The 21,042-nt window shown below is 67.6% G+C and carries 23 protein-coding genes; 18 read left to right on the top strand and 5 right to left on the bottom strand.

What is annotated here, in order from left to right:
- Positions 1-91: 91 nt before the first annotated feature.
- From L0963_RS00580 to L0963_RS00565, 4 genes are read left to right on the top strand one after another with little or no spacing between them, the layout of a single operon-like run.
- Positions 92-499, top strand: a complete 408-nt coding sequence (locus L0963_RS00580) for a PDZ domain-containing protein (RefSeq protein ID WP_186402803.1) — start codon at positions 92-94, stop codon at positions 497-499.
- Positions 468-1,154, top strand: coding sequence for a response regulator transcription factor (locus L0963_RS00575; protein WP_234178464.1), 687 nt, complete (start codon positions 468-470; stop codon positions 1,152-1,154). Before L0963_RS00580 ends, L0963_RS00575 begins: the two co-directional genes overlap by 32 nt.
- Positions 1,141-2,541, top strand: a complete 1,401-nt coding sequence (locus tag L0963_RS00570; protein WP_234178463.1) for a sensor histidine kinase — start codon at positions 1,141-1,143, stop codon at positions 2,539-2,541. The genes L0963_RS00575 and L0963_RS00570 overlap by 14 nt, the downstream gene beginning before the upstream one ends.
- A gap of 25 nt (positions 2,542-2,566) precedes the next feature.
- Positions 2,567-2,770, top strand: a complete 204-nt coding sequence (locus L0963_RS00565) for a LuxR C-terminal-related transcriptional regulator (protein WP_234178462.1) — start codon at positions 2,567-2,569, stop codon at positions 2,768-2,770.
- Between the two features lie 248 nt (positions 2,771-3,018).
- Here L0963_RS00565 and L0963_RS00560 read toward each other — a convergent pair whose 3' ends face one another.
- Both L0963_RS00560 and L0963_RS00555 read right to left on the bottom strand, forming a co-directional pair.
- Positions 3,019-4,068 (bottom strand): ACP S-malonyltransferase, encoded by a 1,050-nt coding sequence (locus tag L0963_RS00560; RefSeq protein ID WP_186402800.1) that lies wholly within the window; start codon positions 4,066-4,068, stop codon positions 3,019-3,021.
- Entirely contained in the window at positions 4,065-6,266 is a 2,202-nt protein-coding gene (locus tag L0963_RS00555) for a thiamine pyrophosphate-dependent enzyme (RefSeq protein ID WP_234178461.1), read from the bottom strand. The genes L0963_RS00560 and L0963_RS00555 overlap by 4 nt, the downstream gene beginning before the upstream one ends.
- A gap of 167 nt (positions 6,267-6,433) precedes the next feature.
- Here L0963_RS00555 and L0963_RS00550 point away from each other — a divergent pair, with 167 nt between their 5' ends.
- From L0963_RS00550 to L0963_RS00515, 8 genes are read left to right on the top strand one after another with little or no spacing between them, the layout of a single operon-like run.
- Complete coding sequence (locus L0963_RS00550) at positions 6,434-7,126, top strand: DUF4129 domain-containing protein (RefSeq protein WP_234178460.1); 693 nt, start codon at positions 6,434-6,436, stop codon at positions 7,124-7,126.
- Positions 7,123-8,358, top strand: coding sequence for a DUF4350 domain-containing protein (locus L0963_RS00545; RefSeq protein WP_234178459.1), 1,236 nt, complete (start codon positions 7,123-7,125; stop codon positions 8,356-8,358). Before L0963_RS00550 ends, L0963_RS00545 begins: the two co-directional genes overlap by 4 nt.
- Positions 8,348-9,313, top strand: a complete 966-nt coding sequence (locus L0963_RS00540) for an AAA family ATPase (RefSeq protein ID WP_062901604.1) — start codon at positions 8,348-8,350, stop codon at positions 9,311-9,313. The genes L0963_RS00545 and L0963_RS00540 overlap by 11 nt, the downstream gene beginning before the upstream one ends.
- Positions 9,310-10,632, top strand: a complete 1,323-nt coding sequence (locus L0963_RS00535; protein ID WP_234178458.1) for a DUF58 domain-containing protein — start codon at positions 9,310-9,312, stop codon at positions 10,630-10,632. The genes L0963_RS00540 and L0963_RS00535 overlap by 4 nt, the downstream gene beginning before the upstream one ends.
- Entirely contained in the window at positions 10,632-11,657 is a 1,026-nt protein-coding gene (locus L0963_RS00530; protein ID WP_234178457.1) for a stage II sporulation protein M, read from the top strand. Before L0963_RS00535 ends, L0963_RS00530 begins: the two co-directional genes overlap by 1 nt.
- Positions 11,654-12,523 carry an RDD family protein gene (locus L0963_RS00525; RefSeq protein WP_186402793.1) on the top strand — a complete coding sequence of 290 codons (870 nt, stop codon included), beginning with the start codon at positions 11,654-11,656 and terminating at the stop codon, positions 12,521-12,523. Before L0963_RS00530 ends, L0963_RS00525 begins: the two co-directional genes overlap by 4 nt.
- Entirely contained in the window at positions 12,510-13,199 is a 690-nt protein-coding gene (locus L0963_RS00520) for a nitroreductase (RefSeq protein WP_186402792.1), read from the top strand. The genes L0963_RS00525 and L0963_RS00520 overlap by 14 nt, the downstream gene beginning before the upstream one ends.
- A 2-nt stretch (positions 13,200-13,201) precedes the next feature.
- Positions 13,202-13,711, top strand: coding sequence for a hypothetical protein (locus L0963_RS00515; protein ID WP_234178456.1), 510 nt, complete (start codon positions 13,202-13,204; stop codon positions 13,709-13,711).
- Positions 13,712-13,720: 9 nt separating this feature from the next.
- Here L0963_RS00515 and L0963_RS00510 read toward each other — a convergent pair whose 3' ends face one another.
- A complete protein-coding gene (locus L0963_RS00510) occupies positions 13,721-14,167 on the bottom strand; it encodes a hypothetical protein (protein WP_186402790.1) in 447 nt (148 codons plus the stop codon).
- Positions 14,168-14,273: 106 nt separating this feature from the next.
- Between L0963_RS00510 and gyrB the strand changes: the two genes are divergently transcribed.
- A complete protein-coding gene (gene gyrB / locus L0963_RS00505; RefSeq protein ID WP_234178455.1) occupies positions 14,274-16,823 on the top strand; it encodes a DNA topoisomerase (ATP-hydrolyzing) subunit B in 2,550 nt (849 codons plus the stop codon).
- A gap of 106 nt (positions 16,824-16,929) precedes the next feature.
- The gene (locus L0963_RS00500) at positions 16,930-17,313 is read left to right on the top strand and encodes a septal ring lytic transglycosylase RlpA family protein (RefSeq protein WP_062901597.1); all 384 of its coding nucleotides are present in this window, start codon (positions 16,930-16,932) and stop codon (positions 17,311-17,313) included.
- Here L0963_RS00500 and L0963_RS00495 read toward each other — a convergent pair.
- A complete protein-coding gene (locus L0963_RS00495) occupies positions 17,310-18,236 on the bottom strand; it encodes a glutaminase (protein ID WP_234178454.1) in 927 nt (308 codons plus the stop codon). The two genes, L0963_RS00500 and L0963_RS00495, sit on opposite strands and share 4 nt — an antisense overlap.
- A gap of 96 nt (positions 18,237-18,332) precedes the next feature.
- Here L0963_RS00495 and L0963_RS00490 point away from each other — a divergent pair, with 96 nt between their 5' ends.
- Genes L0963_RS00490 through L0963_RS00480 form a run of 3 tightly spaced genes read left to right on the top strand, consistent with a single transcriptional unit; the run spans position 18,333 to position 19,616 of the window.
- A complete protein-coding gene (locus L0963_RS00490; RefSeq protein WP_234178453.1) occupies positions 18,333-18,806 on the top strand; it encodes a VOC family protein in 474 nt (157 codons plus the stop codon).
- Complete coding sequence (locus L0963_RS00485; protein WP_234178452.1) at positions 18,803-19,135, top strand: ArsR/SmtB family transcription factor; 333 nt, start codon at positions 18,803-18,805, stop codon at positions 19,133-19,135. The genes L0963_RS00490 and L0963_RS00485 overlap by 4 nt, the downstream gene beginning before the upstream one ends.
- The gene (locus L0963_RS00480) at positions 19,113-19,616 is read left to right on the top strand and encodes an SRPBCC domain-containing protein (protein WP_234178450.1); all 504 of its coding nucleotides are present in this window, start codon (positions 19,113-19,115) and stop codon (positions 19,614-19,616) included. Before L0963_RS00485 ends, L0963_RS00480 begins: the two co-directional genes overlap by 23 nt.
- Positions 19,617-19,647: 31 nt before the next feature.
- On the opposite strand, the gene L0963_RS00475 is transcribed toward L0963_RS00480, so the two are convergent.
- Positions 19,648-20,310 (bottom strand): YggS family pyridoxal phosphate-dependent enzyme, encoded by a 663-nt coding sequence (locus tag L0963_RS00475; protein ID WP_234178448.1) that lies wholly within the window; start codon positions 20,308-20,310, stop codon positions 19,648-19,650.
- 93 nt (positions 20,311-20,403) lie between these two features.
- On the opposite strand from L0963_RS00475, the gene L0963_RS00470 reads away from it, so the two are divergent.
- Positions 20,404-20,982 (top strand): thiamine phosphate synthase, encoded by a 579-nt coding sequence (locus L0963_RS00470; RefSeq protein ID WP_234178446.1) that lies wholly within the window; start codon positions 20,404-20,406, stop codon positions 20,980-20,982.
- Positions 20,983-21,042 lie beyond the last annotated feature (60 nt).

Below are 21,042 nucleotides of genomic sequence, written 5' to 3'. Positions count from 1 at the left end.
GGCAAGATTACCGCAGTTTCATCTACTCGCCATCGGGCGGTGGGACGCGGCCTGCTACGCCGGTCCAATGGACCCGCCGCGCATCCGATCCATGCCGCCGACGGCCTTGTTGATCCTGCTGCTGGCGGGGATCGTTTTCCTGTCAGCGCGGCTCTATGCCTCGCCGCATTCGCGTGGCGGGGGACAGGTGGGGGGATTGACCTTCGAAGCGGAGCCTGTCCGGCGCCACCAGCCGATCGCGCTCGTCGTCACCAGCGTCGAGGACGGCGGGCCGGCCGCGAAAGCCGACATCGCGGCCGGCGACCGGATCGACCGGATCGATGGCCGCCCCATCGCGTCGGCGGCCGATGCCGCCGCACGGCTACGCCGCGACGCGCGCAAGGGGGTGACGCTGCGAATTCGCCGTGGCATCCGGACAAGCTATAAGCATCTTCCCGCGACGCGCGGGCCACAGCCGGGGACAGTGCATGTCGCAGAAAATATTGCTCGTCGAAGATGACCGGACGACCGCCGAATTCATCAGCAAGAGCCTGACCGGCGAAGGCTTCGTTGTCGATCATGCCGCCGACGGCCGCGACGGCCTGTTTCATGCAACCGATGGCAGTTACGACGCGATCATCCTCGACCGCATGCTGCCCAGCATGGACGGCATGGCCCTGCTCGCGGCGATGCGCGCCGCGCAGATCGCGACGCCGGTTATCATCCTGTCGTCGCTAGGCGCGGTCGATGCGCGGGTCGAAGGGCTGACGTCGGGCGCCAATGATTATCTGGTCAAGCCTTTTGCCTTCTCCGAATTGCTGGCCCGGCTCAAGCTGCTCCTCGCCAAGCCCGGCAACGGCCCCCAGGTCGAAACGGCACTGTACTGCGAGGATCTGGAAATGAACCTGCTCAACCGCCGCGTGACGCGCGCTGGCAAGCGGATCGAACTGCAGCCGCGCGAGTTTCGCCTGCTCGAATATCTGCTCCGCCACAAGGAGCAGGTGGTGACGCGCACGATGATGCTGGAGGGGGTCTGGGAATATCATTTCGACCCCGGCACCAATGTCGTCGATGTTCATGTCAGCCGGCTGCGCCGCAAGATCGACGACGGGTTCGCAACGCCGCTGGTCCATACGATCCGCGGCGCGGGCTATATGCTCGGTGACGCGAGCTGACGGCCTGATGCGCGCAGGCTTCTTTCAATCGACGATCGTCCGCCTGACGCTGGCGCTGGTGATCGCGCAGGTCGCGGCGCTGGCGCTCGGTCTGACGATCATCCACCGCTTCACCCAGGCGACGATCATCGACGACGCGCGCATCGCCGCCGAAGTCGCGCGCGACGATTTTGCCGAGACCCAGCGCCAGCAAGGGCCCGAAGCGCTGGTTCAGGCGATCCGCGACCGGCTGACCCGGCGCGACGACCGCAACTTCGTCGTACTGTTGAAGGCGCCCGACGGCACACGCGTCGTCGGCAATCTCAGCCAATGGCCGGCGACAGTGTCCGACCATGAAGCGTGGCGCGAAATCCGCCTGTTCCGGCAGGATGCGGCCGAGGCCGAACCGATCGGGTTGATTACCACGCCGCTTCCCGGCGGCTATGCCCTGCTGACGGGCGAAGTGCTCGAGGCGCAGGTTCAGCTCGCGCGCGCCAGTCAGGCCGCCTTTCTGTTCGCCCTCGCGGTCGGCATCACGATCGCCGGAATCGTCGCCGCGTTCGTCGCCTGGCTGCTCGGGCGGCGCATCGACGTCTTTTCGCGCGCCGCCTCCGCAATTGTCAGCGGCCGGCTCGACGCGCGGGTGGAGCGCGACCGGACCGGTGACGCCTTCGACCGGCTCGGCGTATCGATCAACGCGATGCTCGACCGGATCGAAACGCTGGTCGGCGAGCTGCGGATGCTCACCGATTCGATGGCGCACGATCTGCGTTCGCCGGTCGCGCGGATGAAGGCGAAGCTGGAACAGGCGCTGGGCCGCGCGCGCGACCCCGAAACGACGGCCGCGCTCGCCGGTGCGATCGACGAGGCCGACAGCCTGCATCGCCTGCTCGACACCGCGCTGGAGATCAGCCGCGCAGAGGCCGGGATCGGCCGCGACCAGTTCACGCGCTTCGCACTCGCGCCGCTGCTCGAAGACATGGCCGAAGTCTATGGCCCGCTCGCCGAGGACGAGGGTTTTGCGATCGCGGTGACGGCACCCGTCGATCTCGACGTGGTCGCGCACCGTGAAATGCTGGTCCGCGCGCTGTCGAACCTGATCGACAATGCCCTGAAATATGCGGCCGGCGGCACCCAGATCCGGCTGACCGCAGTCCGGGAAGCTGGCGATGCAATCGACCTCGCGGTAATCGACGACGGTCCCGGCATCCCCTCCGACCGCATCGCCGAGGCGGCGCGACGCTTCGTCCGGCTCGACCCCGCACGCGGCGGATCGGGTGCCGGGCTGGGATTGTCGCTGGTCGAAACGATCGCGCATATGCACGGCGGCCGAATGACGATTGCCCCGGCCGAGCCCCACGGTACCGTCGTCACGCTTCGTCTGCCGGTCATCGCGCCGGCCGCCTGATCGCCGCCGCCCCGAAGACTTCGAATTGACGCCGGAGCCGAGGCCGAGGCAGCCCTGCTCGGCGGCGGCGGGCACCTCTGGCACCATAGCGGCGGGGCTCGGCAACAAGGCGATCGCGCGGCAGCTCGACGTCAGTCCGAGCACCGTCGAGGTGCACCGCGCCAATGTCATGCGCCAGTCGGGCGCGGCGAGCGTCGCCGAGCTGCTACGGCTGCGCTTTTCGGTCTAATTCGCGCGGGGGCCGGATCGCCAATCCCGTCCATTTCGGAGCTTGAAGTCCGCCCGCCTCCGGACAGCGCGACAGATTGGCCCCTATAAGAGATTCGAACGGTCCGTCGCCCTTGTGTTGGTCCCCAAGGGCGATCCGTTCGACCGCGCGTGCCATCCCCACCTGGCCGCGCATCCCAGCCGGGCCGGCGGAGGATATTCCACTTCCGTCGGCTCGGCCCCTTCGCCGGACCTCCACAGACAGATGGGCTAGCCCGTGACGAGCGCGCGCTGTTCCGGGCGGCCCATCGACAGCAGGATCGGGTCCGCCGCCTGACGCGACATGAAGTCGGCCTTGCCTGCGATCCCCTGCCATTCGATGCCGATCAATGCCTGCGCGATCGCGCCGCCCAGCGTATCGCCGGGGCCGGGCAGGATAATCACGTCGGGCGCATATTCCTTGACCGCAACCTGCACCGACAGCGCAAAATCATAGGGCGCAAGGATCTGATGCCCGAAGGTATAGTCCCACATGCCCCAGGGATTGCTGGAAAAGCGCCGCCAGATATGACCACGGCCGTCGACCATCGGCAGGTCGGGCATGCCGAACAGTGCCGGGGGCAATTCGACCTTCGCCTTGTCCGAGCTGCCGACCATCAGCGGCGTATGAAAGGGGCCATGTCCTGCCAGCCGCAGCGGATCGCGGCCCGGCGTCGGCGGCGCCTCGGCAAGCAAGGCGGCCAGCCCCTCTTCATTGCCCGCCAAGACAAGCATGCCGGCAAGGTCGATCGAAAGCGCGAGCGCATGACCCGGGCGCGCGGCGATGTCGGCGACGAGCGCCAGCAGGCTGGCGCGCAGCCCCGGCACCGGGCGCCAGTCTTCATCGACGATCTGCACCAATATCTGTCCGCCCGGCCCGTGCGTCTGGCTGTTGAGACCCATGGCGTTGGCGATGCGAAAACCGTCCTCGACCGACACCGCGCCGCCAAGCGCGAGCGCGCTGTACCAGCCCATCGAATTGCCCGCGACCGCGACAATGTCGTATCGGTCGCGGTCGATGCTGAGCCAGTCGAGCAGGGTCGCGGTGTAGATCAGCGGGGCCGCGACATCGCCGCGCATGTGCGTCGCGACGCTGAAGCGATCGGCGCCGTCGAGTTCGCTGACCGTCGGCTGGCCACGCTCGCGGCGCTGGGCGTCGAAACCAGCGATGATATCGCCGAAGCGCGCGCCGTGCAGCCGTGCGATGCTGCCAAGCTCGCCCTTGCCATAGGTGCCGCGGCCGGGGGCGACGACAAGCGCAGTCTTCTTCGCCGCCGTCATGCCAGCAGCTCCTTCGCGGCGGCGTAAATCGAATCGCGGCTCGGCAGCGTCACCGTTGCCGCCTTGCCCAGTGGGATGAAGCTGTCCTCGGCGGCAATGCGCGCCAGCTTCTTCTCCGGCGTGCGCTCGGTTAACAGCGCCATCAGCGCCTCGCTTTGCGAACCGGTGATGCGGCATTCGTCGACGATCAGGACGCGTTTCGCCTCGCCGACCGCGGCAACGAGCTTGTCGGCATCGACCGGACCGAGCCAGCGCAGGTCGATCACGCGCGCCTTGACGCCGTCGGCGGCGAGCAGCTTTTCGGCCTGCCGCGAGAGATAAGTGCCATTGCCATAGGTCACGATCGCCAGATCGGTCCCATCGCCATGCACGCCGACGTCGCCCAGCCGGATCGGCGTCCCTTCGCCGGGCGCTTCATAGGCGCTCGTCCACAGGCCATCGCCCTCTTCGTGCAGGTCGCGCGTCATATAGAGCGCGATCGGTTCGACGAAGACGACGACGCGCTGCTCCTCGCGCGCCAGCCGCACGCATTCGCGCAGCATCTGCACGGCGTCGCGCCCGTTCGACGGCACCGCCAGGATTACGCCGGGAATGTCGCGGAACACCGCCAGGCTGTTGTCGTTGTGGAAGTGGCCGCCGAACCCCTTCTGATAGCCGAGCCCGGCGATCCGGATCACCATCGGGTTGGTATACTGGCCGTTCGAAAAGAAGCTCAGGGTCGCCGCCTCGCCGCGGATCTGATCCTCGGCATTGTGGACATAGGCGAGGAACTGGATTTCGGGCATCGGCACGAAGCCGTTGTGCGCCATGCCGATCGCGAGGCCGAGGATCGCCTGTTCGTCGAGCAGCGTGTTGATCACGCGCGCCGAACCGAAGCGCTGATGCAGCTTGGCGGTTACATTGTAGACGCCGCCCTTCGGCCCGACATCCTCGCCCGCGACGACGATCTCGGGATAAGCGAGCATCAGATCGGCGAGCGCCCAGGAGAGCAGCCGCGCCATATGCATCGGCTTGTCCATCTGGTTCGCGTCGCCGGCGAACAGCGCCGCGCGCTCGTCGGTCGAGGGGCGATTGGCCGGCGGGCGGTCGATCTTCGGCGGAACCAGGCTCTCCATTACTGCCGCCGCGGTGGTCAGCTTGGGGCGGCGGATCGCGGCTTCGGCCTGCCGCGCCAGCGTTGCGCCGATCTCTTCATAGGCATCGGCGACTTCGGCGGCGGACATCCATCCCTGTTCGACCATCAGCGCCGCCCCCGCGAGCAGGGGATCGCGCGCCTCGTCGGCTTCGATCAGCGCCTTGGGCAGATAGGCACCCTGCACGTCCGACCCGGCATGTCCGTAGAGCCGCACCGTTCCCATATGGAGAAACACCGGCTTGCGCGTGCGGCGCGCGAAGTCGGCGGCCTGTTTTGCGCCCGCGTAGGCCGCGACAAGGTCGGTGCCGTCGCACTGGATATAATGAAGCCCCGCGCGGTGGCGGAACTGCGCCTCGATCCACCCCGTCGGGGTGCGTGTCGAGATGCCGATGCCATTGTCTTCGCACAGGAAGATAAGTGGCAAAGGCGTGCCCTGAAAGGCCGACCAGCCCGCGGTATTGAACGCGCCCTGCGCGGTCGAATGATTGGCCGACGCATCGCCGAAACTCGCCAGCACCACCGCGTCTTCGGGCAGCGGGAGGCCGCACATGCCCAGTCGCCGCGCGATACCGATCGAAAAGGCGGCGCCCACTGCCTTGGGCAGGTGCGACGCGATCGTCGATGTCTGCGGCGGAATCGCGAGCGGCTTCGACCCGATGACCTTGTGCCGCCCGCCCGAAATCGGGTCCTCGGCCGAAGCGGCGAAGCTCAGCAGCATGTCCCAGTCGGGGGTCTGTCCGGGGAGCTGGCGCGCGCGGTGGAGCTGAAAGGCGTTCGAGCGATAGTGGAGGAACGCCATGTCGGTGACGCGCAGCGCCGCCGCGACCGCGGCATTGCCCTCGTGCCCCGACGATCCGATGGTATAAAAGCCCTCGCCGCGTGCCTGCAGCGTCCGCGACAGCCGGTCCATCTGGCGACTGGTGAGCTGCGACAGGAAAATATCGCTGGCATCCGACCGCGTCAGCCCGGCATGCGCGGGATCGGGCGCATCGGCGCGGCGAGCGAGCGTTCCGCTCGCCAGCGCGCCGAGAAATTTTTCATGTACCGCCTGTGCCGCGTCCACGCTGTCCTCCTGCCGGTGTTCCGGTTGCCCGTGCAACCATTTGCCGCCGCCTCGCGCAGCTAGAACGCGGGCTGCGGGCGCGCAAGCATCCTCTTGCGTCGGTGTTGCGCCTCGCGCTACCACCGCAGCGCGATGGTGCAGCGGGGCGAGGCCACAATTTCAATATGATGTCGATCTGGATCGCCCAGGCGTCGGCCGCCGCCGCCGCACCCGATCAGGGCTGGCTGCTCGATCCTGAACTCGTCGATCCGGCTTATGGTCAGACGGTTGCCCGCGGCGATATCCAGACGGCCTTTCCCGCGCCGCCGCCGCCGCCCGAGGTTCCCGACTGGCTGAAATCGCTGTTCGAAGCGATCGGCCGCTTCTTCGAATGGAGCGCGCCGGCGCTGAAGCCGATGCTGTGGGGCGGCGCAATCTTGCTCGTCCTGCTTATCCTCTATTTCACGGTCCCCGCCTTTGCGCGCTGGGTCAACGCGTTACCCTTCCTGCGCAAGACCGGAGCGGGCGCCGAGGCGGAGGAGGCGGGCGCGGTCGAAGCGGGTGCGGCGCGCGCGCTGCTGGCCGAAGCCGACGCGCTCGCCGCCGAGGGGCGCTTTGCCGAGGCGGTTCATCTGCTGCTCTATCGCAGCGTCGAGGATATCAGCGCGCGGCGGCCGGGGCTGGTGCGGCCGGCGATGACGTCGCGCGAGCTGGCGGAGGCGCAGGATTTGCCGGGGGTCGCTCGCAAGGCTTTCAGCCGCATCGCGCGCTCGGTCGAAATCAGCCTGTTCGGCGGCCGCTCGATCGACGCGGCGGCGTGGGACGCGTGCCGCGGCGCCTATTCGGAGCTGACGGTACCGAAGAATTGGGCGCGGGCATGACGGGGCGAAGCGATCACGACAATCCCTTCGACCCGCGACTGATTGCGGCGGTGGTCGCCGTGGGTGTCGTCGCCTTCATCGCGCTGTGGGCGCTGGTTGCGCTTGGCCCGCAGCTGTCGAGCGGCAATGACGGCGGCGGTCACGCGCTGTCGAAGGCGGCGCCGGGCTTTGCTGGCATCGTCGACCTCGCCGAACGCGCCCGCGCCGATGTCGAGCTGCGCCGCAGCGTCGAGACGGCAACCTATGAGGACGACAAGCCGTTGCTCGTCCTGACCCCCGCAGCCAACACAAATGCCGAAGATGTAGCTGATTTGCTGGCAAGACAGGGCAATGGTCCGGTTCTGCTCGTCCTGCCCAAGTGGCGGACGATGCCCGGCACCGGCGAGGGCCATAAACCCGGCTGGGTCGGCTTCGGCGTGCCGCTGCCCGCGCCCAGCCGCCTGTTGCCGCAAAACTATTTCGGGACGGTCGAGATCGCGATGCCGCAGGCGAAGGCGCAGAGCGTCACCGCCGATGTGGCGCGGCGTCGCTTTGCCGTGCCGCTGCCGGCCGGTGCCCAGACGGTCAGCGGCGCCGGTCTCGAGACGCTGATCCCCGGCGCGAACGGCGGCGCGGTGCTGGCGCGGACGACCAACCGCGAATTCTATGTTCTCGCCGAGCCCGACCTCCTCAACAATCTAGCCTTTGCGTCGCGCGACAAGGCGCATGCCGCGGCCATGCTGATCGACGCGGTCGGCGAGGATGCGGAAGCGGCAGGGCTCGCCTTCGACCTGACGCTCAACGGCTTCGGCGGCGGTCGGTCGCTGCTGCGCTTCGCCTTCGTGCCGCCCTTCATCGGGATCGCGTTGTGCCTGATCGCCGCCGGCCTGCTCGCGCTGTGGCAGGCGTGGGCGCGCTTCGGCCCCGCGCTGCGTCCGGCGCGCGCGATTCCGATTTCCAAACAGGCGCTGATCGCCAACAGCGCCGATCTGATCCGGCAGGCGCGCCGCGAACTCGATGGTGCCGATGCCTATGTGCGCAGCCAGCGCGGCGCGATCGCACGCCGGTTGCACGCCCCCGGCGGTCTGAGCGCCGAGGAAACCGACGCGTGGATCGATCGCCATCTGAAGGCGGATAGCGCCTCTTTCGCCACTCTCGCGCGCCGTCTCCCGCTGGCGCGCAACACCCATGAATTTCTGGCAGACGCGCAGGCGCTGCACGACATCAGGAAGGAATTATTGCGTGACGGCTGACACTATCGAGGGCGTCCAGGCGCTCGGCGCCGCGATCGAGGGCGAAGTCGCCAAGGTCGTGTTCGGGCAGCAGGATCTGACCCGCATGGTCACGATCGCGTTGCTTGCTGGTGGCCATGTTCTGCTCGAAGGCCCGCCCGGAACCGCCAAGACGCTGCTCGCGCAGGCTTTCGCCCGCGCCGTCGGGCTCGATTTCGGGCGCATCCAGTTCACCCCCGACCTGATGCCCGGCGACATATTGGGATCGAACCTGTTCAACTTCCAGACGTCGAGCTTCACCCTGACCAAGGGTCCGATCTTCACCGAGTTGCTGCTTGCCGACGAGATCAACCGCACCCCGCCCAAGACGCAGGCGGCGCTGCTCGAGGCGATGCAGGAACGGCGCGTGACGATCAACGGCGAGCCGCACCCGATGAGCCCGCGCTTCACCGTACTGGCGACGCAAAATCCGATCGAGCAGCAGGGCGTCTATCCGCTGCCCGAGGCGCAGCTCGACCGCTTCCTGTTCAAGCTGGTCGTCGATTATCCCGACGCCGACGAGGAGCGGCGCATCGTGGCCGAACATGGCGGGCGCTTCAAAAGCCCCGTGGTCTCCGATTTCGGCGTTGGGCAGGTTGCCGACGCCGCGACGATCGGTACCGCGATCGACACGATCGCGACCGTCCGCCTGGCCGACGAGATCGTCGACTATATCGTCCGGCTGGTGCGCGCGACCCGCGAAAGCGCCGACCTCGAATGCGGCGCGAGTCCGCGCGCGGCGAGCCTGCTTGCCCGCGCCGCCTGCGCAGCCGCCGCGCTCGACGGCCGCGACTATGTGATCCCCGACGACGTGCAGCGGCTCGCCGGCGGCGTATTGCGCCACCGCGTGATCCTGTCGGCCGCGGCGGAGATCGAGGGGCGCGGCGTCGAACAGGTCGTCGCTGCGCTGCTCGACCGGGTGGACGTGCCGCGGTGATCTACCCGACGCGGCGCGCGATCTATCTGCTGCTGCTCGGCGCCCCCGTGGCGCTGGCGCTCGGCCTGCTGCGCCCGGACCTTTGGCTCTTCGCGCTCGGCTGGATCGCGCTCGTCGCCCTGGGGCTGCTCCTCGATACGCTGACCGGCGCGGCGCCGCGCAGGCTCGCGCTCGACGCCCGGTTCCCGCTGCAGATCGGGGTCGGCGAGCCGTTCGAAATGATGCTTGCGGCGCGCGCGCCAGCCCTTCCGCGCCGCGCCGAGTTCGCGCTGTCGCTCGACGACCGACTGGCACCCGGTGGCCGCATCGCGGCGGCTTTCGAAACGGTGGGCGAAGGCGAAGATGCCGCGCTCGCCCATCGGCTAGCGCTCACCGCCTCGCGACGCGGACAGGCGGCGGTCGATGCGCTTTGGGTGCGCTGGGCAGGACCGTTCGGCCTGGTCTGGAAACAGCGTCGCTTCGCGATCGACCGCGCGATCAGCGTCGTGCCCAACATGCGCCTGGTTACTGACGAAGGCCGCCGCCTGTTCCAGCGCAACAGCTGGTTCGGGCTCCGCCAGCAGAAGCTGCGCGGCGAAGGCCATGAATATGAGGCGCTGGCCGAATATCAGCCGGGCATGGATCGGCGCGCGATCGACTGGAATGCATCGGCGCGGCACGTCAAGCTGCTTGCCAAGGAATATCGGGTCGAGCGCGACAACCGCGTCGTGCTGGCGATCGACGCCGGTCGCACGATGGCCGAGCCCGTCGGCGCGATGCCGCGCGTCGATCGCGCGGTATCCGCGGCGCTGCTGCTGGCCTATGCAGGGCTGAAGCTCGGCGACCGGATCAGCCTCTTTTCCTTTGCCGCCAAGCCGATCGGCATGACCCCCGCCTATGTGCACACGCAGGATTTTCCGGCGCTGCAACGCGCGGCGAGCCGCATCGATTATGCGCCGGTCGAGAGCAATTTCACCCTCGCGCTGTCGACTCTCGGCGCCGAACTCAACCGCCGGTCGCTGATTATCCTGTTCACTGAATTCACCGATGCGACGAGCGCCGACCTGATGATCCGTGCGGCGGGCCGGCTGGTCAAGAAGCACCGACTGCTGTTCGTCGTCATCAAGGACGAGGAATTGGAGGACGAGGAACGCCGCCGTCCCGAAAGCGGATCGGACGTCACGCGCGCCAATGTCGCCGCGGCGATGCTGCGCGATCGTCAGCTGGTTATCGCGCGGCTCCAGCGGCTGGGCGCCGACGTCATCGAAGTCCCCGCCGATGCGATGGGCGCACATGTCGTCGAAGCCTATCTGGGCATCAAGCGGCAGGGGAGCCTGTGATGGAAACCGCGCGCGCGAGCGACGCCCCCGGCTTCTCGACCAGTCGTTTTCGCGCTGAGCGCGAGGCCGACTGGATCGCCTTCGACACGCTGCTCGGCCGTCTCGAGACGCGCGGCGCCAAGGCGCTGTCGAGCGACGAACTGCTGCAGCTCCCGATCCTCTATCGCGCGACGCTGTCGTCGTTATCGATCGCGCGCGCGACGATGCTCGACAAGGCCCTGCTCGACCACCTCGAAGGGTTGGCGATGCGCGGCTATTTCCTGATTTACGGCGTCCGCGAAACGCGGCTCAGCCGCCTGCGCCGCTTCTTCCTTTACGACTGGCCGGCGGCGGTCCGCGCGGTGTGGAAGGAAACGTTGATCATCGCGCTGATCATCACGCTCGGGGCGCTGACAAGCTGGTCGCTCGTCGCGCATAATCCCGAATGGTATTATAATTTCGTCCCCGACGAGATGGCCGGCGGGCGCGACCCGCGCGCGACAGTGGAGTTTCTGCGCTCGACGCTGGGTCACGGCAAGGCGGGGGGCGAGGATGAGGGCGCGCTGCACGTCTTTGCGACCTTCCTGTTTACCCACAACAGCCGCGTTTCGATCATGTCCTTTGCGCTCGGCTTTGCCTTCGGTGTGCCGACGATGATGCTGGAATTTTATCAGGGGATCGGGCTGGGCGCTATGCTCGCGGTTTTTTCCGCCAAGGGGCTGGGCGTCGATTTCGGCGGCTGGCTGTTCATCCACGGCACGACCGAATTGTTCGCCGCAGCCCTGTCCGGAGCGGCGGGGCTGCGGATCGGCAGCGCGGTCGTCTTTCCCGGCGCCCGCTCGCGCCTCCAGGCCGCCGCCGAGGCAGGCCGCACCGCGGGCAAGGTGATGGTCGGCGTCATCCTGATGCTGCTCGCCGCCGGCCTGCTCGAAGGGTTCGGGCGCCAGCTCATCACCGATACCGTGATGCGCTATGCGATCGGATCGCTGATGCTTGCCTTCTGGCTCGCCTATTTCTACATCCCGCGCCGCGAGAATGTCGCTTGAGCGCGGCGGGTAATCTGCGGATGCGCGCGGCGCAGGAAAAGAAGCTGCGCGAATTCGTGACGCCCGAAGGAGTCGATCTGCAATTGCGCATCGCAAGCGCGGCGCTCCGGCTCGGCGCGCTGCTGATCGACCTGATCCTTATCGTCCTGACGCTCATTTTGTTCACTCTGCTGATCCTCTGGGCCGGGCTGGCGTCCAATTCGTCGATCGCAGTGACGGTCTGGCTGCTCGGCGCCTTTGTTCTGCGGACCTTCTGGTTCATCGGCTTCGAACTTGGCACGCGTGCGGCGACGCCCGGCAAGCGGCTGATGGGCATTCGCGTCGTTGCGCGCGACGGCGGCCGGCTCACCGCCGATGCAGTGGTCGCGCGCAACCTGATCCGCGAGCTTGAGCTCTTCCTCCCCCTCACCATGATGGGCGTCGGCGCGGCCGAGGATATGGTATCGGGCTGGACCGCGCTCGCTGGGGTCGCCTGGTCGCTGACGCTCAGCCTGTTCCTGCTTTTCAACCGCGACCGGATGCGGATGGGCGACCTGATCGCCGGAACCTGGGTCGTGATGGCGAAGCGCGCGAAGCTTGACCGCGACATCACCGCCGATGGCGGCGGGGTCGACGCGATCCGCTTTACCGACGCCGAACTCGCCGTCTATGGCATCTATGAATTGCAGGAACTGGAGCGCGTGCTGCGCGGCGCCGATCCGCGCGCGATGCGCGATGTCGCCGACACGATCCGCGGCAAAATCGGCCGCCCCGTCGCCGAAGAGGATGACGTGTTCCTGACGAGCTATTATCGGCAGCTCAAGGCCCGGCTCGAACGCGGCTTGCTATTCGGGAAACGCCGAGAGGATAAATATGCCAGCGAATGATGCCCTGTCCGTTGCCGAAGCGTTGCACCGCCGCCGTTCGGTGCGCGCCTTTTCGGACCGCCCGATCGACCGGGCGGTACTGGCACGGATTTTTGCCGACGCGCAGCGCGCACCATCGGGCGGCAATCTGCAGCCGTGGCAGGTGACGGTCGTTACCGGTGAGCGCTGGGAGCGCGTGAAGGCGGCGGTGGCGGCGCGGATCGCGATGGGGCGCGACGGCCAGCAACCCGAATATGACATCTACCCGCGCGGACTGACCGACCCGTGGGAAAGCCGGCGCTTCGGCGTCGGCGAGGCACTCTACGCCTCGCTCGGCATCCCGCGCGAGGACAAACCGGGCCGGCTCGCTCGGTTCATGGAGAATTACCGGGGTTTCGGCGCACCGGTGATGCTTTTCCTTCATTGTTCACGCATCATGGGACCGCCGCAATGGGCCGACATGGGCATGTGGCTCCAGTCGGTGATGCTGTTGCTCGTCGAACATGGCCTTGCAAGCTGTCCGCAGGAATGCTGGGCGATGTACGGCGCGACGATCCGGCACGAACTGGAACTGGGCGACGACCAGATCTTGTTCACCGGGCTGGCGATCGGTCATGCCGATGCGGCGGCACCGGTGAATCAATGGCCGGTTCCGCGCGCCGAACTGGATGAGGTGATCGATTGGCAGGGGTTTTGAGGATGGTTTTGCGCGGCAAGACGGCGGAACTGACGGCTGTGACGGCGACGGGGCTGCTGCTCGCCGGCTGCGCCGCGATTCCGAAAGCGGCGGCACCACCGCCCGCCCCCGCGCCGCAACCGCCCGCCGCAACACCGCCGCCGCCGGCCCCCGCGCCGACGCAAGGGTGGGACGACCGCGCGCTCGATCGCGGCGCTTGGCGCTATGATGCCGGCAGCCGCAGCGCGATCTTCGCACCGACCGCCGGCGCGGCGCCGCTGTTGACCATGGCGTGCAGCGGCGGCGCTATCCGGCTGACCGCCGCGCTCGACGGCACCGTCGCACTGCGCACCAGCGCGGCCACCGACCAGGTGCGCTTCGACGGCGGTACGGCGATCGTACCGAGCCGCGATATCCGGCTCGACCGCATCGCCTTCAGTCGCGGCCGCTTTGCGCTCGAAGCCGCGAACGGCCGGGCGCTGACGCTGCCCGTCCAGTCCGAAATCGGCCGCGTGATCGAGGATTGCCGTTAGGCAGCCGCGCTAGGCGCCGAGCCGCACCGTTCCGCCGCGGATCCAGCCCCAGCGGCACGGTCCCTGATATTCGCGCGCGCTGCTGATCGAACGGCCGACGCCGCACATATCCTCGTCGGTGCCGGGGGCCGCGAAGACGATGCCGAACCAAGCGTCGTCATCGGTTGCCTCGCACACCGACACCTTCATCGCGCCGGGCAGCCTGGCCTTCACGGCGCGCGTTTCGCCCGGCGCCCAATAGACGTCGGTGCCGCCGTCCTTGACGCGGCTGATGCTGGAGCAGGCGGGAAGCGTCGGGCCTTCGGTGCCGGTCATGACCGCGCGCGTCGCGAGCGGCGGGCCGGCGACCGCAGGGGCATTGTCAGCGGGCGGTGCGGGCTGCGAGCAGCCGGCGAGCGGCAGCGCGGCAAGCGCGAGGGCGGCAAGGATCGAACGGAGGTTCAGAGGGCTTTTCATCCTTCGAAACTAGCCGCCGCCGCCGCCGTGCGCAACGCCCGTCGGCAGCGTGCCGAGCGGCGCATTTTTGCTTGGGTTTTGCGGCCGCCGACCCTATATAATCGGCATGACAGACACCCCCGCGAGCGGCGCGAGCGAAAGCGCCCCCAAGCAGCCCAATCAGAACAGCTACGGCGCCGATTCGATCAAGGTGCTGAAAGGCCTCGACGCGGTGCGCAAGCGGCCTGGCATGTATATCGGCGACACCGACGACGGGTCGGGTCTGCATCACATGGTGTTCGAAGTCAGCGACAATGCGATCGACGAGGCACTCGCCGGCCACTGCGATCTGGTACTCATCACGCTCAACAGCGACGGATCGGTCAGCGTCGAGGACAATGGACGCGGCATCCCGACCGGCATCCATGCCGAGGAAGGCATTTCGGCGGCCGAGGTCATCATGACCCAGCTTCACGCGGGCGGTAAGTTCGAGAACACGAGCGACGACAATGCCTATAAGGTGTCGGGCGGTCTGCACGGCGTCGGCGTATCGGTCGTCAATGCGCTCAGCGAATGGCTCGAACTGACGATCTGGCGCGATGGCGAGGAGCATTGGATGCGCTTCGAGCATGGCGATTCGGTTGCGCCGCTCAAGGTCAACGGGCCGGCGCCTGCGGGCAAGAAGGGCACCCGTGTCACCTTCATGGCATCGACAGATACCTTCAAGAATGTCACCGAGTTCGATTTCGAAAAGCTGGAACATCGCTATCGCGAGCTCGCCTTTCTCAATTCCGGCGTAAGGATCAAGCTGGTCGATGCCCGCCATGCCGAACATGTCGTCCACGACCTGTTCTACGAGGGCGGGATTGCGGCCTTCGTCAAATATCTCGACCGCAACAAGAATCCGCTGCTGCCCGATCCGATCGCGATCAGCAGCGAGCGCGACGGCATCGGCATCGACGTCGCGCTCGAGTGGAACGACAGCTATTATGAAAATGTCCTCTGCTTCACGAACAATATCCCGCAGCGCGACGGCGGCACCCACCTCGCCGCTTTCCGCGCGGCGCTGACGCGCACGCTCAACGGTTATGGCGAAAAATCGGGCCTGCTGAAGAAGGAAAAGGTCAGCCTGACCGGCGAGGATATGCGCGAAGGCTTGACCGCGATCGTCTCGGTCAAGCTGCCCGATCCGAAATTTTCCTCGCAGACCAAGGACAAGCTTGTCTCGTCGGAAGTGCGCCAGCCGCTCGAAAGCCTGATGGCCGACCGGATGACCGAATGGCTCGAGGAAAATCCCGCCTACGCCAAAGCGGTGATCCAGAAGGTGATCGACGCCGCCGCGGCGCGCGAGGCCGCGAAGAAGGCGCGCGAATTGACCCGGCGCAAGGGCGCGATGGATATCGCGAGCCTGCCCGGCAAGCTTGCCGACTGTCAGGAACGCGACCCCAGCAAGTGCGAACTCTTCCTCGTCGAAGGGGATTCGGCAGGCGGCAGCGCCAAGCAGGGCCGCGACCGGCATGTGCAGGCCATTCTGCCGCTGAAGGGCAAGATCTTGAACGTCGAGCGGGCGCGCTTCGACCGCATCATTTCGTCGAAGGAAGTCGGCACGCTGATTCAGGCGCTCGGCACCGGGATCCGCGACGAATTCAACATCGAAAAGCTGCGCTATCACAAGATCGTGATCATGACCGACGCCGACGTCGACGGCGCGCATATCCGCACGCTGCTGCTCACCTTCTTCTACCGCCAGATGCCCGAGATCATCGAGAACGGCCATCTCTACATCGCCCAGCCGCCGCTCTACAAAGTCGCAAAGGGGCGCAGCGAGGTGTATCTGAAGGATGACACCGCGCTTGAAAATTACCTCGTCGATGCCGGGATCGACGCGCTGATGCTCGAGACGTCTGGCGGCGCACGGTCGGGTAACGATCTGCGCGGCCTGATCGAGCATGGCCGACGGCTCCGCGCGCTGATGCGTTACGTCCCCCGCACGCTCGATCATGGGCTGGTCGAGGCACTGGCGCTGGTCGGCGCCCTCGATCCCGCGCTCGATACGGCAGGACGCCACAGCGCTGCGGCAACTGCCGCGAGCTGGCTCAATGCCGCCGAGCGCGCGCTGACCGGCGGCGCCGAAGCGGTGTGGACCGTCGAGGCGGTCGAAGGGGGCGGCTATACGCTCGAACGCCGCTGGCGCGGGGTGAGCGATCATCACGCGATCGACGCCGGTTTCCTCGCGAGCCAGGAGGCGCGCCGCCTTCACAAACTCGCCGCCGAACAGGCCGAAACCTATGGTGGCCCCGGACGGCTGGTGAAAGCCAGCGCCGCTGCGGTCGTCGAGTCCGACAGCGATGCCGAGGGCGAGGATGGCGAGGCACCGACCGCCGCGAGCGCCGCCAAGGCCGCGCCGGTGACGCGCCCGTCCGAATTGCTCGATGCCATCTTCACGCACAGCCGCCGCGGCCTGTCGATCAGCCGGTACAAGGGACTGGGCGAGATGAATGCCGAGCAATTGTGGGAAACCACACTCGATCCCGCCAACCGCTCGCTGCTGCGCGTCGAGGCCGAACAGGCCGATGTCGCGCATGAAATCTTCGAGCGGCTGATGGGCGACGAGGTCGAGCCGCGGCGCGATTTCATCCAGACCAACGCGCTGTCGGTTGCTAATCTGGACGTCTGAGGCACCAAACCACTAGGCGCAGAATCAAACCGGCACGGCGCGGGCAGCTTGCAAGCCGCCCGCGCCGCTGCTTTGAGCGCTCCACCTGAAACGGGGGAGGCTGCGCATGCGGCGCGTGATGGCGATGAGTTTGGCGTTGATGCTGGCGATGCCGGCGGTGGCGCAGGATCAGTTCGGCGGCGGCGAAACCGAAATCGGCAACGGCACGGCAAGCTATTACGGCCGCGAACTAGCGGGCAATCGCACCGCGAGCGGCGAGCGCTTCGACCCCGATCAGATGACCGCAGCGCACCCCACGCTCGCCTTCGGCAGCAAGGTCCGCGTTACCAACCTGTCCAACGGCCAGAGCGTGATCGTCCGCGTCAACGACCGCGGCCCCTTCGGTGGCCGCCGCGTCATCGATATTTCGCAGGCCGCGGCAAAGGAAATCGGCATGCACCGCAGCGGCACCGCCAAGGTCAGCCTGACGCTCGTCGCCGACCAGGATTAATCGAACACCGACCAACCCGCCGCATAGGCGAAATGTTCGAGCGCGAGCGCGCCGACGAGCGATGTTCCGGCTTCGTTGAGGCCCGGCGACCAGACCGCGATCGATCCCTGCCCCGGTGCGATGCACAGGATGCCCCCGCCCACCCCGCTCTTGCCGGGCAGGCCAACGCGAAAGGCGAATTCGCCCGAATTGTCATAATGGCCGCACAGCATCATGATCGCGTTGATGCGCCGCGCGCGGTGCGGGTCGAGAAGCTGTTCGCCGGTGCGCGGGTCGCGGCCCTCGAAGGCCAGGAACAGGCCGGCCTGCGCCAGCTGGCGGCAGCTCATCGACAGCGCGCATTGGCGGAAATAGACCGACAGCACCGTCTCCACCGGATGGCGCAGCGTCCCGAAGGCGTCCATGAAATAGGAAAGGCTGCGGTTGCGCGCGCCCGTGTCATTTTCCGATCCCGCAACGCCGGTGTCGATCACCACACTTGCGTCGCCCGCTCTGGCCCGCATGAAGGCGACGATCTCATCGACCGCCTCGTCGGCCGAGCGACCGTCGATCAGCCGGTCGGTGGTCGCGATCGCCCCGGCGTTGATGAAGGGATTGCGCGGCACTCCCTGCTCGCTTTCGAGCTGGACGATCGAGTTGAAGGCACTGCCCGACGGCTCGCGGCCGACGCTGTCCCATAGCGAGCTGCCGACCCGGCGCAGCGCAAGGGCGAGCGTGAACACCTTCGACACCGACTGGATCGAAAAAGCCTCGTCGGCGTCGCCCGCGGTGTGGACCGTTCCGTCAGGGAGCGCGAGGGCAAAGCCGAAGCGGTCGGGATCGGCCCCGGCGAGGGCGGGGATATAGTCGGCGACCTTGCCCTGGCCGCGGTGCGGCAGCGCAGTCTGATAGGCTTCGGCGACGCAGCGGGCGAGATCGGGCATGCCATTTTCCTAGCGACTTCAGACGGAATTGCACTTAGTTTCGTTTTTTGATAAATATTCGCCATTCTGGAAATAATGAGTCACAAGGAGAGAGACATGACCGAAGCGCACCGCCCCAAGGGGCTATCGAGCGCGATCAGCTATCGCGACAGCAAGGCGGCGTTCCGCTGGCTGGAAGAGGCATTCGGGTTCGAACCGCTGTTCGTGCTGCTCGATGCCGACGGCAAACTCGCGCACAGCGAAATGGGCTATGGCGCCTCGATGGTGATGATCGGCAATGAATGGTCGGACGATCACAAGAGCCCGCAGTCGATCGGCGGCAAGAACACCCAGAGCGTCCATGTCCAGCTCGCCCCCGGCGAGGATATCGACGCACATTGCGCAGCCGCGCGCGCGGCGGGCGCCGCGATCATCGCCGAGCCCGAGACGCAATTTTATGGCGACCGCACCTATCGCGCCAAGGATCCCGAGGGACATATCTGGACCTTCGGCGTCACGGTCGCGGCCAAGACCGCCGCCGAATGGGACGCCGAGGGCGGCTTCACCACCCAGACGCGGCTCGACGATTGAGCGCGGCCGCGGTCGATGCCGTGTTTGCGGCGCTCGCCGACCCGCGGCGGCGGCGCGCGGTCGAACTGCTCGGTCGGCGCCCCTATAGCGCCGGCGAGCTGGCCGACACGCTGGGCCTCGCGCCGCCCGCGATGAGCCGGCACCTCAAGGCGCTGAAGGATGGCGGGCTGGTCGAGGATCATTATCTGCCCTTCGACGCCCGCGTCCGCATCTATCGCCTGAAGGACGGCGCGACCGACGCGCTCAAGGGCTGGCTCGCCGAAACCGAAAGCCTGTGGAGCGAGCAGCTCGCCGCCTTCAAGGCGCATGTCGAGCGCGGCGCGCCATGAGCCGCTCGCCATGAGCGGTGCGGCGGTGATCGTCGCCCTGCGCGTCGCGGCCACCCCGGCGCGCGCCTTCGAGGTGTTCACCCGCGACATCGGCAGCTGGTGGCAAAGCCATCCGCTGTTCGAGCTGGCGCGCGGAGACGACGGCGTGCCGCGCTTCGACCCCGCGGGGCCCGGCGGGCGGCTGGTGACGCGCTTCGCCGACGGCCGCGAATGGGAGATCGGCCGCATCCGTGCGTGGGAGCCGGGCAAGCGGCTTGCCTTCGGCTGGCGCGTTCCCGGCTTTGCCGCCGACCAGACCACCGAAGTCGAGGTGCGCTTCGACGCCGTCGGCCCCGAAACGCGCGTCACCGTCGAGCATCGCGGCTGGGACCATATCCCGCAAAGCCATGCCGCGCGCCACGGATTCGACCTGATGCCGTTCCAGCGCCGCCTCGGCGAACATTGGAGCGCGTTACTAGCTGCGATGGGCCGCAATTTGTAAGGCGGGCCGCAGGCTCCTGCGGGTTTAGGCCCTAGTCGCGCTCGCCGAACAGGGCGGTGCCGACGCGGACGTGGGTCGCGCCGAGCATGACCGCTTTTTCATAATCGCCGCTCATTCCCATCGAGCGTAGCGGCAGGCCGTGGCGCTCGGCCAGTTCGTCGAGCAGCGCGAAATAGGGCGCCGGGTCCACATCGGCGGGCGGGATCGCCATCAGGCCGTCGATCGCCAGCCCCGCCGCCTTTGCCTCGGCGAGCAGCGCTGCGAGATCGGCGACGGCGCAGCCGCCCTTCTGGTCCTCGTCGCCGATATTGACCTGAACGAAAAGCTGCGGCCGCTTGCCGAGCTTGTCGCACGCCTTGGCGAGCGCCTGGACGAGCGAACTGCGATCGACCGAGTGAATGGCGTCGAACAGCGCGACCGCCTCTTCGGCCTTGTTCGACTGGAGCTGACCGATCAGGTGCAGCGTCAGATCGGGAGTTTCCCCGCGCAGCGCGGGCCATTTGGCCGCCGCCTCCTGCACGCGATTCTCGCCGAAATGGCGCTGGCCGGCGGCGATCAGCGGGCGGATCGCATCGGCATCATGCGTTTTCGTCACCGCGATCAGGCAGACGTCGCCCGCCTTGCGCCCGGCGCGGCGCGCCGCCTCTGCAATGTTCGTCCCTACCTCGGCCAGCCGGCTTGCCGCATTGCTCATATCGTCATCCTCGAAGGGCGCGTTGCGTGCGCCCGCGACGCGCCTATAGGAAGGGCGATGGTCCGACGCCACCCCCTGCCCGCATGCTGGCTGATGAGCGACGCACGCAGCGCGGCCGGGACGGTGGCGCTCGCCGCGCTGTTGCCGCCGGGAAGCGGCATCGTCCTGCGGCACGACGCGCTGCCGCAAGGCGCGCGCTGGCGCCTCGCGCGCCGCCTCGCGCGTATCGCAAAAGCGCGCGGGCTGACGCTGCTGATCGCGGGATTGCCCGCCGAGGCGCGGCGCTTGGGGGCCGATGGCGTCCATCTGCGGCAGCATGCCGCGCGCCGGGCGGCGCAGGCGCGCGCGAACGGCCTGATCGTCACCATGCCGGTCCATGACCATCGCGAGGCGCACCGCGCCCGGCGGGCGGGCGCCGACGCCGCACTCGTCTCGCCGCTTCACCCGACGCGGTCGCACATCGATGCCGCGCCGCTAAGCCGCGAGGCGTGGCTGCGGCTCGCACGCGCGGCCGGCGGCCAAGCGATCGCGCTGGGCGGGATGACCCCGGCGCGCGCCCGCGCGCTGATCCGCGCCAGCGCCGCAAGCGGCGTCCGGCCCGGCTGGGCCGCCATCGACGCATGGGAGAAAAAGGCAGCGACGCGCAAAGCGCGGCGCGGTCGGGCGCGTTAGTAGCCGACGCTGGGGGCATGATCGTCTATGGGCGGCCTGGCCCGACGATCGGTACAGCTC

This window comes from Sphingopyxis sp. NFH-91, assembly GCF_021401285.1.
GTDB lineage: Bacteria > Pseudomonadota > Alphaproteobacteria > Sphingomonadales > Sphingomonadaceae > Sphingopyxis > Sphingopyxis terrae_A.
The sequence above is the reverse complement of the archived record's forward strand: the minus strand, read 5'-3'. Positions and strand labels throughout refer to the sequence as shown.

Excerpts from the sequence above, each read along its gene's own strand:
- L0963_RS00530 (WP_234178457.1), top strand. The coding sequence starts at position 10,632 with ATGGAAACCGCGCGCGCGAGCGACGCCCCCGGCTTCTCGACCAGTCGT.
- L0963_RS00510 (WP_186402790.1), bottom strand. The coding sequence starts at position 14,167 with ATGAAAAGCCCTCTGAACCTCCGTTCGATCCTTGCCGCCCTCGCGCTT.
- L0963_RS00495 (WP_234178454.1), bottom strand. The coding sequence starts at position 18,236 with ATGCCCGATCTCGCCCGCTGCGTCGCCGAAGCCTATCAGACTGCGCTG.
- L0963_RS00515 (WP_234178456.1), top strand. The coding sequence starts at position 13,202 with ATGGTTTTGCGCGGCAAGACGGCGGAACTGACGGCTGTGACGGCGACG.
- L0963_RS00470 (WP_234178446.1), top strand. The coding sequence starts at position 20,404 with ATGAGCGACGCACGCAGCGCGGCCGGGACGGTGGCGCTCGCCGCGCTG.
- L0963_RS00550 (WP_234178460.1), top strand. The coding sequence starts at position 6,434 with ATGTCGATCTGGATCGCCCAGGCGTCGGCCGCCGCCGCCGCACCCGAT.
- L0963_RS00520 (WP_186402792.1), top strand. The coding sequence starts at position 12,510 with ATGCCAGCGAATGATGCCCTGTCCGTTGCCGAAGCGTTGCACCGCCGC.
- L0963_RS00480 (WP_234178450.1), top strand. The coding sequence starts at position 19,113 with ATGTCGAGCGCGGCGCGCCATGAGCCGCTCGCCATGAGCGGTGCGGCG.
- gyrB (WP_234178455.1), top strand. The coding sequence starts at position 14,274 with ATGACAGACACCCCCGCGAGCGGCGCGAGCGAAAGCGCCCCCAAGCAG.
- L0963_RS00580 (WP_186402803.1), top strand. The coding sequence starts at position 92 with ATGCCGCCGACGGCCTTGTTGATCCTGCTGCTGGCGGGGATCGTTTTC.
- L0963_RS00575 (WP_234178464.1), top strand. The coding sequence starts at position 468 with ATGTCGCAGAAAATATTGCTCGTCGAAGATGACCGGACGACCGCCGAA.
- L0963_RS00545 (WP_234178459.1), top strand. The coding sequence starts at position 7,123 with ATGACGGGGCGAAGCGATCACGACAATCCCTTCGACCCGCGACTGATT.
- L0963_RS00560 (WP_186402800.1), bottom strand. The coding sequence starts at position 4,068 with ATGACGGCGGCGAAGAAGACTGCGCTTGTCGTCGCCCCCGGCCGCGGC.
- L0963_RS00490 (WP_234178453.1), top strand. The coding sequence starts at position 18,333 with ATGACCGAAGCGCACCGCCCCAAGGGGCTATCGAGCGCGATCAGCTAT.
- L0963_RS00475 (WP_234178448.1), bottom strand. The coding sequence starts at position 20,310 with ATGAGCAATGCGGCAAGCCGGCTGGCCGAGGTAGGGACGAACATTGCA.
- L0963_RS00500 (WP_062901597.1), top strand. The coding sequence starts at position 16,930 with ATGCGGCGCGTGATGGCGATGAGTTTGGCGTTGATGCTGGCGATGCCG.